At 66.8% G+C, this 11885-nt stretch carries 13 protein-coding genes; 10 read left to right on the plus strand and 3 right to left on the minus strand.

The window, feature by feature from the left end; translation table 11 throughout:
- The first annotated feature begins 244 nt into the window (after positions 1-244).
- The 3 genes from hpf (at position 245) to hprK (ending at position 2410) form a co-directional block, all read left to right on the plus strand.
- Positions 245-595: a ribosome hibernation-promoting factor, HPF/YfiA family gene (gene hpf / locus ABG80_RS15090; RefSeq protein ID WP_058088444.1), complete on the plus strand. Its 351-nt coding sequence runs from the start codon at positions 245-247 to the stop codon at positions 593-595.
- Between the two features lie 305 nt (positions 596-900).
- On the plus strand, positions 901-1371 hold the full coding sequence (locus ABG80_RS15095) for a PTS sugar transporter subunit IIA (protein ID WP_058088445.1): 471 nt from the start codon (positions 901-903) through the stop codon (positions 1369-1371).
- A 73-nt stretch (positions 1372-1444) separates the two neighbouring features.
- Positions 1445-2410, plus strand: a complete 966-nt coding sequence (hprK, locus tag ABG80_RS15100; RefSeq protein ID WP_058088446.1) for an HPr(Ser) kinase/phosphatase — start codon at positions 1445-1447, stop codon at positions 2408-2410.
- Between the two features lie 72 nt (positions 2411-2482).
- Here the strand turns inward: hprK and fur are convergent, their stop codons facing one another.
- Positions 2483-2923, minus strand: a complete 441-nt coding sequence (gene fur, locus ABG80_RS15105; protein ID WP_058088447.1) for a ferric iron uptake transcriptional regulator — start codon at positions 2921-2923, stop codon at positions 2483-2485.
- Positions 2924-3121: 198 nt separating this feature from the next.
- On the opposite strand from fur, the gene ABG80_RS15110 reads away from it, so the two are divergent.
- The 6 genes from ABG80_RS15110 (at position 3122) to ABG80_RS15135 (ending at position 7545) form a co-directional block, all read left to right on the plus strand.
- The gene (locus tag ABG80_RS15110) at positions 3122-3652 is read left to right on the plus strand and encodes an outer membrane protein assembly factor BamE (RefSeq protein ID WP_235513878.1); all 531 of its coding nucleotides are present in this window, start codon (positions 3122-3124) and stop codon (positions 3650-3652) included.
- A gap of 74 nt (positions 3653-3726) precedes the next feature.
- Positions 3727-4557 (plus strand): 4-hydroxy-tetrahydrodipicolinate reductase, encoded by an 831-nt coding sequence (dapB, locus tag ABG80_RS15115; RefSeq protein ID WP_058088449.1) that lies wholly within the window; start codon positions 3727-3729, stop codon positions 4555-4557.
- Between the two features lie 14 nt (positions 4558-4571).
- Positions 4572-5258: a MotA/TolQ/ExbB proton channel family protein gene (locus tag ABG80_RS15120; protein WP_058088450.1), complete on the plus strand. Its 687-nt coding sequence runs from the start codon at positions 4572-4574 to the stop codon at positions 5256-5258.
- Between the two features lie 51 nt (positions 5259-5309).
- Positions 5310-5723: an ExbD/TolR family protein gene (locus ABG80_RS15125; protein WP_321166060.1), complete on the plus strand. Its 414-nt coding sequence runs from the start codon at positions 5310-5312 to the stop codon at positions 5721-5723.
- Positions 5724-5850: 127 nt separating this feature from the next.
- On the plus strand, positions 5851-6885 hold the full coding sequence (gene msrP, locus ABG80_RS15130; protein ID WP_058088452.1) for a protein-methionine-sulfoxide reductase catalytic subunit MsrP: 1035 nt from the start codon (positions 5851-5853) through the stop codon (positions 6883-6885).
- A 12-nt stretch (positions 6886-6897) separates the two neighbouring features.
- The gene (locus ABG80_RS15135) at positions 6898-7545 is read left to right on the plus strand and encodes a protein-methionine-sulfoxide reductase heme-binding subunit MsrQ (RefSeq protein ID WP_058088453.1); all 648 of its coding nucleotides are present in this window, start codon (positions 6898-6900) and stop codon (positions 7543-7545) included.
- 57 nt (positions 7546-7602) lie between these two features.
- On the opposite strand, the gene ABG80_RS15140 is transcribed toward ABG80_RS15135, so the two are convergent.
- Positions 7603-9663 (minus strand): CocE/NonD family hydrolase, encoded by a 2061-nt coding sequence (locus ABG80_RS15140; protein WP_058088454.1) that lies wholly within the window; start codon positions 9661-9663, stop codon positions 7603-7605.
- Positions 9664-9874: 211 nt separating this feature from the next.
- On the opposite strand from ABG80_RS15140, the gene ABG80_RS15145 reads away from it, so the two are divergent.
- Positions 9875-10900, plus strand: a complete 1026-nt coding sequence (locus ABG80_RS15145; RefSeq protein ID WP_058088455.1) for an AEC family transporter — start codon at positions 9875-9877, stop codon at positions 10898-10900.
- Here ABG80_RS15145 and ABG80_RS15150 read toward each other — a convergent pair whose 3' ends face one another.
- The gene (locus ABG80_RS15150) at positions 10901-11827 is read right to left on the minus strand and encodes a dioxygenase family protein (RefSeq protein ID WP_235513879.1); all 927 of its coding nucleotides are present in this window, start codon (positions 11825-11827) and stop codon (positions 10901-10903) included.
- Between the last annotated feature and the right edge of the window lie 58 nt (positions 11828-11885).

Here is an 11885-nt window from a genome sequence, read left to right on the forward strand (position 1 = left end):
GACAACAGGCTGATCGGCGAAATTCTGACCTGTTTCAAAGCTTTGTTCACACCCCGTGGAAGCCCGATGTAAAAGCTGGTGTCACGCCCTTGTCACATCGGCCGGATGGGCGCACACTGGTCTTCCGGTTGACGATTTTGGAGGCCTCGGTGCCCCGTCTCAGACAGCCAGCAGCGAGTGTCCCTTGCGCCCACCGGATGTGCTTGAAGTGTGTGCAACGTTTCTGCTCTCGAAAGGAGGCAGTATGAATGTGACGATCAGTGGCCATCACCTGGAAGTGACCCCCTCGCTGCGTGAGTATGTGCTCACAAAGCTGGAGCGAATCACCCGCCATTTTGATCAGGTCGTGGACATCACGGTCTTGCTCAGCGTTGAAAAGCAAAAGGAAAAGGACCGTCGCCAGAAGGCCGAAGTCAACCTCCACGTCAAGGGCAAGGACATCTTCGTTGAAACCTCCCACGAAGACCTTTACGCCGCCATCGATCAACTGATGGACAAGCTCGATCGACAAGTCTGCCGCCACAAGGACCGCGTGCAGAACCACCAACATGACTCACTCAAGCGTGCCTCGGGCGCCTGGGACATGGCGTCCTGAAGTCCCTCGCCAGCAAACCGCGTCGGTGCACTCGGCACCGAAGCCCCTCGGTCGATCCTGATTGCGGGTCGCCAGCGCAGGCAAAACCGAGTTGACGGCCCTTCGGGGCCGTTTTTCATGGGAACAAATGCCGCCTGATCGGCGAAAGTTGGCGCCATGCCCCTTTGTGTGGCGCGCCAGCGAGGCATCGGTCATTCAGGGTCTTGCTGCGGTGCAGCAGAGGGTGCAGAATCTCCGAAGGTCCCTATAATCCGCCCTCTGCCCGCCCGGTGGGTGGCGTCCCGACAGTCGCTTTGCGTCACACCATGAACCGTCTCTCAGCCATCCTTCCCGCCAGCCAGGTGCTGGTGGACGTGGACGCCAGCAGCAAGAAGCGCGTCTTCGAGCACGCGGGTTTGCTGTTCGAGAACCACCACGCCATCGCGCGCGCCACGGTGACGGACAACCTCTTCGCGCGTGAGCGGCTCGGCTCCACCGGCCTGGGGCATGGCGTGGCCATTCCCCATGGCCGCATCAAGGGTTTGAAGAACCCGCTGGCTGCGGTCATCCGCCTGAGCCAGCCCATCCCCTTCGATGCGCCCGACGAAGAGCCCGTCGGCCTGCTCATCTTCCTGCTGGTGCCCGAAGCAGCCACCCAGCGCCACCTCGAAATCCTCTCCGAGATCGCCGAGTTGCTGTCCGACCGCGAATTGCGCGAGCGGCTCAAGACCGAAGGCTCGGCCGCCGAGGTCCACGAGTTGATCGAGCGCTGGCAGCCACTGAAGTCGGTGGCTTGAGCGCCAGGGCGGTTCCGCCTTCAGGCATGATGTCCGGAAATCGCCTGCCACCGCACCTGCTGCCGCACCGTCTGTGAGCCTCAAAGACCTCGCCATCATCAGCGCCGAAGCGCTGTTCGAGTCCAACCGCGCTGCTTTGCGCTGGGAATGGATCGCCGGCCACGCCAACCCCGAGCGCCATTTCGACGAAGAGGCCGTCAAGTCGGCTCAGTCGGCTGCCGACCTGGTGGGCTACCTGAACTACATCCACCCCTACCGGGTGCAGATCGTGGGGCGCCGCGAGTCGGCCTATTTCACCAACTCGACGCCCGAGGACCAGGAGCGCCGCATCCAGCGCATCGTGACGCTGGAGCCGCCGGTGGTGGTGGTCGCCGATGGCGTGCCGCCTTCGGACAAGCTGGTGGCCATGTGCGGCCGCGCCGGCATCCCGCTGTTCGTGACGGCCGAATCGGCCGGCCACGTCATCGACGTGCTGCGCAGCTACCTGACGCAGCACTTCGCCGAGCGCATCACCCGCCACGGCGTGTTCATGGACATCCTGGGGCTGGGCGTGCTGCTGACGGGCGAGTCGGGCCTGGGCAAGAGCGAACTCGGCCTGGAGCTGATTTCACGGGGCCATGGCCTGGTGGCCGATGACGCGGTCGATCTGTACCGCGTCTCGCGCACGGCCATCGAAGGCCGCTGCCCCGAGCTGCTGCAGAACCTGCTGGAAGTGCGCGGCATCGGTCTGCTCGACATCAAGGCCATCTTTGGCGAGACGGCCGTGCGACGCAAGATGCGCCTCAAGCTCATCGTGCACCTGGTGCGCAAGGAAACCATGGAGCGCGAGTTCGAGCGCCTGCCCTACGAGCCCCTGTTCGAAGAGGTCATGGGCGTGCCGATTCGCAAGGCGGTGATCGCGGTGGACGCCGGCCGCAACCTGGCCGTGCTGGTCGAAGCCGCCGTGCGCAACACCGTGCTGCAGCTGCGCGGCATCGACACCTACCGCGAGTTCATCGAACGCCACCAGCGCGCGATGGAACGCGGCGGCGGGCACTGAAAACAAAAGCCGGCTTCGGTAAGCCGGCTTGTTGGGTGGGCGCCGAGCGCCGAACGGCGCGCAGGCTTGCGGTCAGCCCTTGTGCCCTGCAGCCTTGCCTGAGCAGCCCTCGCGGTTGCACACCACGTACAGCGACAGCGCGTGATCGTGCAGCTTGTAGCCGCGCTCGGCGGCGATCTGTTGCTGGCGCTTCTCGATTTCGGCGTCAAAGAACTCTTCCACCCGGCCACAGCTGATGCACACCAGGTGGTCGTGGTGCTTGCCTTCGTTGAGCTCGAAGACGGCCTTGCCTGCCTCGAAATGGTTGCGCGCCAGGATGCCCGCCTGCTCGAACTGCATCAGGACGCGGTAGACGGTGGCCAGGCCGATGTCCGATCCTTCGGTCAGCAGCAGCTTGTAGACGTCTTCAGCCGTCAGGTGGCGCTGGGTAGACTGCTGGAACAGCTCCAGGATCTTGATGCGTGGCAGGGTGGCCTTGAGCCCGCTGCTTTTGAGTTCTTCGACATTGGTCATGGAGGCTCCACAGTGCGAACAGGCTCGTGCGGCCGCCGCTAGAATGCCCAATGATAATGAGTTGGCGCCTTGATCGCACCTGACCGGGGGTACACCCCTGCTGTCTGGCGGCCCATTCCTGACGCCACTGACGCCAAACCCGAGCTCGCGCTCTGTTCAACGACCCGACACCTCCGTGGTGTTCAACCTCTGCCCATGATGCCGACCCCGATTCGCCGTGCTGCCCTGGTCCTGGCCTCCGCAACCTTGCTGTCGGGCTGCGGCAGCCTGAGCAACCCGGAAACGCTTTTTGGCCTGCTGACGCCTTACCGCATCGACGTGGTCCAGGGCAACGTCGTCACCCAGGAGGTGATGGCGCAGGTCCAGCCTGGCCTGGGCCGGCTGCAGGTGCGCGAGATCCTGGGCACGCCGTTGCTGGCCGATCCGTTTCACGCCGATCGCTGGGACTACGCTTTCACCATCCGCCGCCAGGGTGTGCCGGATCAGCAGCGCCGCGTGACGGTGTTCTTCCGCAATGACGTGGTCGAGCGCTTTGAAACCGATGCCTTGCCCTCCGAGCGCGAATTCGTCGCGGCCATCGACCGCCCCCTGGGTGGCAACGAGCCCAAGCTGCAAATGACGCCCGAGCAGGTCGCTGCGCTGCCTGTGCCGCCCAAGACCGAGGTGATTCGCAAAGCACCTCAAGGCGCCGCCCGCGACTACCCCCCGCTGGAAGCTGGCAGCCGCTGAGCCCGCCTGCCCGCTTGCCCGCCCGAGCGGCTGGCCTTGTCACCGAACCTGAACTTCTGCCACTGGATTTCTGCATGAGCGCCACCCCGACTTCCGCCTCCGAGCCCCTTGCCATCGCCATCGCCGGGGCATCCGGCCGCATGGGCCGCATGCTGATCGAGGCGGTCCTGCAGTCGCCCGATACCCGCCTCGCGGGCGCGCTCGACATCGCGGGCAGCCCTGCACTGGGCATCGATGCCACGGCCTACATGGGTTCGCGCAGCGGCGTGGTCATCACCGATGACCTGCATGTCGGCCTGAAGGACGCGAAGTACCTGATCGATTTCACCCGCCCTGAGGGCACGCTGGCGCACCTGAAGGTCTGCCGCGAGCTCGGTGTCAAGGCCATCATCGGCACCACCGGTTTCACGCCCGAGCAGAAGGCCGAGATCGAAGACGCCGCGCGCGACATCGCCATCGTCCTGTCGCCCAACATGGCCGTGGGCGTGAACGTCGTCTTCAAGCTGCTGGCCCAGGCCGCCAAGGCCCTCAAGGACGGCTACGACATCGAGATCATCGAGGCCCACCACCGCCACAAGGTCGATGCCCCCAGCGGCACCGCCCTGAAGATGGGCGAGGTGGTGGCCGAGGCCGTCGGGCGTGACCTCAAGACCTGCGCCGTCTACGGCCGAGAAGGCGTGACAGGCGAGCGCGACCCCAACACCATCGGTTTCGCCACCGTGCGCGGCGGCGACGTGGTGGGCGACCACACGGTGCTGTTCGCCGGCATCGGTGAGCGCATCGAGATCACGCACAAGTCTTCCAGCCGCGTGCACTACGCGCAGGGCAGCCTGCGTGCCGCGCGTTTCCTGGCGCGTCAGCCGCACGGGCTGTTCGGCATGGACGACGTGCTGGGTCTGAAGTGAGCCGCTGAAGCACCATGGACAGCCTGATTCAGTACTGGGTGCAAGGCGACGCCATCGGTCGTGCGGTGGCCGTCATGCTGCTGATCATGTCGATCGGCGCCTGGGTGGTCATCTTCTGGAAGGGCTGGATGCTCACGCGAGCCAGGCGTGACCTGGTGCTGGGCGCGCAGGCTTTCTGGCGTGCCGCCGACCTGCCCTCTGCGCGTCTGGCGCTCAAGGACGTGGACCGCGAGCAGGTGCTGCTGCCCCTGGTCGAAGCCGCAGCCGAGCCCGTGGCCGCTGGCACGATGGAGGCACGCGCCTTGCCCGAGGCCCAGCTCACGCGCCGCCTGCGCGACAGCCTGCACGAAGTCATGCAGCGGCTCAAGGCAGGGCAGGTGTTGCTGGCGTCGGTGGGCTCGGTCTCGCCTTTCGTGGGCCTGTTCGGCACCGTCTGGGGCATCTACCACGCGATGATGGGCATCGCCAACGAAGGCTCGGTGAGCATCGACAAGGTGGCCGGCCCGGTGGGCGAGGCGCTGATCATGACGGCCGCTGGCCTGGCCGTGGCCATACCGGCGGTGCTGGCCTACAACGTGTTCGGCAAGCTGGTGTCGGCCTGTGAAGCCGACCTCGAGGGTTTTGCGCACGACCTGCGTGAGGCGCTGATGGGTGCGCGATCGCCTGAGTCGCGTGGTCAGCGCGACCACCAGGAAGGCTGAGGCAGCACGATGGCGTTTGGTCGGCTGGAGCGTCCACAGGGCAGCGAGCCCATGAGCGACATCAACATGACGCCGCTGATCGACGTCATGCTGGTGTTGCTGATCATTTTCATGATCACGGCGCCGATGATGACCTCGCGCTTGAAGCTCGACCTGCCGCGCGCCGAAACCCAGGCCCCTCCGCCGGTGCCGCCTGCGGTGATCACGATCGCGCTGACGGCCGATGGGCGCACGCACCTGGACGACCTTGCTGTGGACGCGGCCGCGCTTGAGGCACAGGTCCAGGCGCAAGCCAAGTCCAAGCCCGACACCGAGGTGCAGCTGCGTGCCGACCGGGTCGTGCCTTATGAGCGCGTGGCGCAGCTGATCGGTGTTCTGCAGAAGGCGGGGCTGACGCGCATCGCTTTCGTGACCGAGGCTTCGGAGGCCTCGGGTGCACCGGCAGCTCCCGCCGGCCAGCCCTGAGCTGGCTCCCAGAATGACCTGCTTCGCCCACGGGGCAGGCGGGCTCCCGCAAAATCTTTGCTTTGGAACCTGTCAGGTTCCACCAGCCTGATGCGACACAAGGGCACTCAGCCCCACGGAGCCCGACATGGCCTTCATCCGCACTTCTCGCCACACGCTTCACCCCGACAGCGGTTTGATCCTGCCGGAGCACGAGGTCACCCCTCGGGCCGTGTACGAGGACCGCCGCAACCTGCTCAAGGGCCTGGCAACGGGTGCCGCCGGTCTGGCCGCCACAGGCCTGGGCCATGGGTTGGCATTTGCCCAGCCCAGCCAACAGGCAGGCCTGGTGCAGCGCCCTGGCAAGCTCGCAGCCCTGCCCGCCACGCGCAGCACGGTGCCTGGCGCCTACGTGATGGACAAGCTCACGCCCTACGGTGACGTGACCACGTACAACAACTTCTACGAGTTCGGCACCGACAAGTCGGACCCGGCCGAAAACGCCCACACGCTCAAACCCCGCCCCTGGACGCTGGTGATCGATGGCGAGGTTGGCAAGCCTCAGAAGCTGGGCCTCGATGACCTGCTCAAGGTGGCGCCAATGGAAGAGCGCATCTACCGGATGCGTTGCGTCGAAGGCTGGTCGATGGTGATCCCGTGGGTGGGCTGTTCGCTCTCGGCCCTGATCAAGCGGGCCGAGCCCACAGGCAAGGCCAAGTACGTCGAGTTCGTCTCCCTGGCCGACCCCAAGCAGATGCCCGGCGTGCGCTCGTCGGTGCTCGACTGGCCCTATGTGGAAGGCCTGCGACTGGACGAGGCCATGCACCCGCTCACGCTGATGGCCTTTGGGCTGTACGGCGAGGTGTTGCCCAACCAGAACGGCGCGCCGCTGCGCCTGGTGGTGCCCTGGAAGTACGGCTTCAAGAGCGCCAAGTCCATCGTGCGCATTCGCCTGCTGGAAAAGCCCAACACCCCGAGCTGGGTCAAGGCGGGGCCGCAGGAATACGGCTACTTTTCCAATGTGAACCCGAAGGTGGACCACCCGCGCTGGAGCCAGGCCACCGAGCGCCGCATTGGCGAAGGCGGGTTCTTCGCGCCCAAAAAGCCCACCCTGATGTTCAACGGCTATGAGGCCCAGGTGGGGCAACTCTATGCAGGCATGGACCTGCGCAAGTTTTTCTGAACCACAACACCCATGAGCACCGCATCCGATCTCGCCAACACCCTCAACAGCTGGCTGATGAAGCCTTGGGCCAAGCCCCTGTCCTGGTTGGTGTGCTCGGTGCCGCTGCTGGTGTTGGTGGCCGCTGCAGCGGCGGACAGGCTGGGCGCCAACCCGGTCGATCACTTCATCAAGGAGACCGGCGAGTGGTCCTTGCGTTTCCTGTGGCTGACGCTGGTGATCACGCCCTTGCGAGACCTGGCCGGGTTGCCAGGCTTGCTCAAGCACCGGCGTGCGCTGGGTGTCACCGCCTTCACCTATGCGCTGGTGCATGCGTTGACTTACGCGTGGCTGGATCAGGGCTGGGTGATCGACGACATCGTGGCCGATGTGCTCAAGCGCAACTTCATCCTCGTGGGCTTCATTGCCTTGGTGGTGATGTTGCCGCTGGCGCTGACTTCGTTCAACGCAGCGATCAGGGCCATCGGCGGGCGCCGCTGGCAGGCGCTGCACAAGCTGGTCTACGCCGTGGCTTTGCTGGGCCTGTTGCACTTCTACCTGAAGAAGGCCGCCAAGAACGACCTGGCGGAGGTTGGCGTTTACGCGGCCATCCTGGCGGCTTTGCTGGGTTGGCGCGTCATGCGCAAGGGCGGGGTGTTGGCGATGCTGCGGGTGCGCTGAGCACTTGTGGTTTGCCTGTCGGGCAGGGAAGGCGTCGCCCCCCGCTGCCCGAGCTCATCACTTGAGCGCACTGCGCGGCACCACCGGCAGCACGATGCTGCTGGGGTAGGCCTGGCTGCTCAGGATGGTGCTGACGTTGCCATCGGCTTCGGCCTGGCGGTCGAGCGACCAGATGCCTTGGGCCTGGTTGCTGGCGCTGATGGCCACGCGCAGCTTCTGGCCGGCGCGGATCAGCGCAGCGGTCGGGAACACCTCCACCGGCACCAGCATGGGCTGGCCGGGCACCACAGGCTGGATCGACGCCTGGGTGAACGGGTGCCAAGGCTGGATCATCACGCCGTTGACATACCGCGATCGGCTCGTGTCCACCGCGCGGAAGGCGGCCGACTGCAGGCCGTTGGTCAGCGGCTTGACCGTGCCGGCCGACGGGTCCACCACGTCCACGCGCACCGACACGGCGGCTTGCGTCTTCGAGGCGCGCATCCACACATCGGCCTGGATGGGGCCGTTGAGGTACATGTCGCTGGTCAGCGGGGCGCTCTCGTAGACGATCGAGCCCTGGGCATCTTCGACCTGGCGGCTGTCCTTTTGGCAGTCCTTGGGCAGCAGGCCGCTGATGCCCAGCGTCCACTGTGCATGGCTGTTGGAGCAGTCGGTGCTGTCGCGCAGCGTGACCTTGGCCTGGGCCACGGTGCCGCCCAGGATGGTGGATTTGGTGACCGTGGGCGCCGGCGGCTCGATGACGATCTGGTTCTGGTCTGCAGCAGCCGGGGCATCCTGGCGCAGCACGCGGTCGCCACGCAGGTACCAGCGCTGCGGGTTCATCTGCGGGTGGGGCCAGTCGGTCGAGATGGCGTAGCGCGACTTGCCGTTCTCGCCGTAGCCATCGACGTGCTGGGTCACGTTGGGCAGATTGTCGGCGCCGGCGGGCAGGCCCATCACGTGCTGATCGAACCACTGAAGCAGCAGGGCGGCCGATCCGGGCGAGCCCTGTTCGGTGGCGTTGTTGTGGTCCTTGGTGGCTGTCAGCACCGACTGCAGGTGGTAGCCGGGGAGCACGACCAGCTTGGTGGCGACGTTGCGCTTGAGCTGCTCGTAGATCAGCGGCTCGTCCCGCTGGAAGATGTCGGCGCTGGCGCCGATCACGAAGGTGGGCACCTTGATCTGCGGCGTCTTCTCGATGGGCGAGCGCACCGACCAGAAGCTGCCGTCGTCGGTGGCGATGCCGACCTTGCCGGCCAGGCCCGCGTCGATGGTCGGGAAGTACCAGGCGTTGATGGCGGCGACGTGGTCCTTGGTGGCCTTGCCGATTTGCGTGGCGTGCTGCGGGTGCAGCAGTTGGGCGGGCTGGTTGGTGACCGACAGCGTCTGCGTCAGCGGCAGCCAGGTGGCCAGGAACTGCGCGTTGAGCAGACCGCCCGTGCCCACGGTGCCGCGGAAGGCATCGCCCATCGGCACCTCGGCGAACGCGGCCTTGATGGCGGGGTGGCCCTGGCCGGCGGTCAGCAGCGAGGTGATGCCCAGGTACGAGGTGCCGGCCACGCCGATGCTGCCGTTGAACCAGGGCTGCTTGGTGATCCAGTTGACGGTTTCGCCGTAGGCCTTTTGCTCCTCTTCGCCGAGCAGCTCGGTCACGCCCTCGGACATGCCGGTGCCGTACGAGTCAACGGCCACGGTGATGTAGCCGCGCTTGACCATGAACTTGTCCAGGCCGCCGATGAGCAAGGTGGTGTCACCCGGCGAGACCACGCCCATGAGCTGCGACATGTCGATGCGGTAGGCGGTCTGCGTGAGCACGACGGGGAACTTGCCCGAGGCCGCCATGCCCAGGGCGTTGGCCGGCAGCGAGACGTACACGCCCAGCTTCTTGCCGCTGCTCAGGGTGATGAATTGAAGTGGCAGGGTCTTCGCGCCTGCGTACCGCTCTGCGCGGGTGTAGGCCTGCCAGGTGGCGTCGCCATTGCTGGTGATGGCCGGGTTGGGCTGGCTGGTCAGGCCGCGCGTGCCCAGCGTGGTGGTCTGGGCGTGGGCGGCGCCGAAGGTGGTCAGGGCCAGGCCGATGGCCACGGCGCATGGGGCCATGCGGTGGAGGCGGTGGGGCAAGGTGAGCGTGGACATCGGTGTCTCCGGGTGTTTGGAATGGGGGGAGCGGTGCGGGCCATCGTAGGCAGCGGCGTCCAAATGAGGATTGGCAGCACTGACCACTTTGTTGTCCGAACGCGCACCCCACCGGGTAAACCACGGGGCGTTCTCAAGACGCGGGCCCCGTGCTTACCCGTTTGCGCGGCCCGTTCGCGGCAACGGCGTCCCGGGGCGAGAATCCCGTCCCATGACCGATCTGTTGTGGCTGTTTGTTCCCTTTTTCCTGCTGGTGCTGTGTGGCTGGGGAGCGGTGCGCGCCGGCCTGGTGGACCCGGGCGGCATCGGCGCGCTCAATGGCTTCGTGCTGTTCTTCGGGCTGCCGGCGATGCTGTTTCGGCTTGGGGCCAGCGGGGCGCTGGTGCAGCCGGGTTTGCCGGGCCTGCTGCTGGCCTATGGCGTGGGTGGCGCCACCGTCACGGCGCTGGCGCTGTGGCTGGGGCGGCGCTCGCGCTGGTCGCACCGCGACACGGGGCTGGTGGCGCTGGCGGCGGCTTTTCCGAACACGGGCTTTTTGGGGCTGCCCTTGCTGACGGGCTTGCTGGGCGCGCAGGCGGCCGGGCCGGTGGCGGCCACGCTCATCATCGACGTGCTGCTGCTGAGCTCGCTGTGCCTGGCCTGGGCGCACCGGGGTGCGTCGGGCTCGTGGTGGGGGCTGTGGGTGGCGCCGCTCAAAGGCGCCTTGCGCAACCCGCTGCTGTGGTCGATGGCCTTGGGCGTGGCGTGGTGGGCCAGTGGCTGGCAGATGGTGCGTGCGTTCGATGACACGCTGCGGCTGCTGGCCTTGGCCGCGTCACCGGCGGCGCTGTTCACGCTGGGGGCCATCCTGGCGCGGGCGCAGTTGAAGGCGGGGGCAAGGGTGGCAGGTGGTTCACCCCTTGCTGCGCAAGGCGCCAGCCCCGGTGTCGCGCACGGTGCTGGGCACGGGTCGCTGTCCGTCCTGGTCGTGGCCAAGCTGCTGCTGCACCCGTTGCTGGTGCTGGCGGCGGGCGAGCTGGTCCACGCCCTGGGCTGGCCACTTTCTGGCCTGGGCTTGAGCACGCTGGTGATGGCCGCGGCCCTGCCATCGGCGAGCAACGTGTCGATGCTGGCCGAGCGCGAAGGCGCCGACACCACGCGCGTGGCGCGCCTGATCATGTGGACGACGGCGCTCTCCTGGCTCACGCTGGCGGCCTGGGCCGCTTGGCGTGGTGCCGCGCTGCCCGCCTCGGGCTGATCAGACCGACATGCCCACCGTGATGGTGGCCACGTAGCCGCTGCCGACGTCGCCGGTGATGCTCAGCATCTGCGAGTCGTGGCCATCGGAGAAGACGTTGTCGCTGGCGAAGCTGATCTGCGCCAGATTGTTGACGCTGGCGCTGTAGCCGCCGGCCGTGTCGTAGACCGCCTCGCACACCTCGGTGGGGAAGGCCATCTGCGAGGTCAGCAGCTTGTTGTCGGCGCTGGTCGCCGTGTTGACGCTGCGGTAGACCTCGAAGTGGATGTGCGGCATGCGCCCGCTGTAGCACCCCGGGAAGATGGTGGTGAAGGTGGCCGTGCCGCTGCTGTCGGTGGCCTGCACACCGCGCAAGTAGTTCTCGCCGGTGACGCCGCTGGAGTAGAGCGAGTACTTGCCGTCGCGCGTGCAGTGCCACAGGTAGATGGCCCAGCCCTCCAGCGTGGCGCAGCTGGCGTTGACGTTGACCAGGCGCACGCGCAAGGTGAGCGGCACGCCGGCCGCGGTGCCCGACGCCGAGCCCACGCTGGTGCGGATGTCGCTGCGCACGATGCCCGAGAGCATCAGCGCGTTGACGATGCTGCCGTTGGCGCTGTTGGAGCCGTCGCCGGGGTAGGGGCCTTGTGTTTCTGTGGGGATGACGCTGCAGACCTCGCCGCTGGAGCTGGTGGCCGTCACGGTGCTGCTGCCGTTGGTGCTGCTGGAGGTGGCGGCGTCGCCACCGCCTCCGCAAGCGGCCAGGCCGGTGGTGCCGAACAGGGCGCTGCCGCCCAGGGCACCGAGCCAGCCGAGGGTGCGGCGGCGGTCGGTGCGCTGTTGTTCAACCATGCGCTGGGCGTCGGCCTGCAGGCCTGCGCTGCCGAAATCGGTGTCGCCCAGGTGATGGGGGTGATCGGCGTGGTGGGTGTCTTGGGTGTCGTGGGGCATGGCGGTCGGCGAGCTGGGTCGCGAGCGGTGTTGGTCACCGCATGCTGCTCGCCGTGCC

It is taken from the genome of Aquabacterium parvum (genome assembly GCF_001447195.1).
GTDB lineage: Bacteria > Pseudomonadota > Gammaproteobacteria > Burkholderiales > Burkholderiaceae_C > Aquabacterium > Aquabacterium parvum.

Bases quoted from the DNA above. Each gene is read 5' to 3' on its own strand.
- ABG80_RS15145 (WP_058088455.1), top strand. From the start codon at position 9,875: ATGACCGATCTGTTGTGGCTGTTTGTTCCCTTTTTCCTGCTGGTGCTG.
- ABG80_RS15120 (WP_058088450.1), top strand. From the start codon at position 4,572: ATGGACAGCCTGATTCAGTACTGGGTGCAAGGCGACGCCATCGGTCGT.
- ABG80_RS15125 (WP_321166060.1), top strand. From the start codon at position 5,310: ATGAGCGACATCAACATGACGCCGCTGATCGACGTCATGCTGGTGTTG.
- ABG80_RS15140 (WP_058088454.1), bottom strand. From the start codon at position 9,663: ATGTCCACGCTCACCTTGCCCCACCGCCTCCACCGCATGGCCCCATGC.
- hpf (WP_058088444.1), top strand. From the start codon at position 245: ATGAATGTGACGATCAGTGGCCATCACCTGGAAGTGACCCCCTCGCTG.
- ABG80_RS15150 (WP_235513879.1), bottom strand. From the start codon at position 11,827: ATGCCCCACGACACCCAAGACACCCACCACGCCGATCACCCCCATCAC.
- msrP (WP_058088452.1), top strand. From the start codon at position 5,851: ATGGCCTTCATCCGCACTTCTCGCCACACGCTTCACCCCGACAGCGGT.
- ABG80_RS15095 (WP_058088445.1), top strand. From the start codon at position 901: ATGAACCGTCTCTCAGCCATCCTTCCCGCCAGCCAGGTGCTGGTGGAC.
- dapB (WP_058088449.1), top strand. From the start codon at position 3,727: ATGAGCGCCACCCCGACTTCCGCCTCCGAGCCCCTTGCCATCGCCATC.
- ABG80_RS15135 (WP_058088453.1), top strand. From the start codon at position 6,898: ATGAGCACCGCATCCGATCTCGCCAACACCCTCAACAGCTGGCTGATG.
- fur (WP_058088447.1), bottom strand. From the start codon at position 2,923: ATGACCAATGTCGAAGAACTCAAAAGCAGCGGGCTCAAGGCCACCCTG.
- ABG80_RS15110 (WP_235513878.1), top strand. From the start codon at position 3,122: ATGCCGACCCCGATTCGCCGTGCTGCCCTGGTCCTGGCCTCCGCAACC.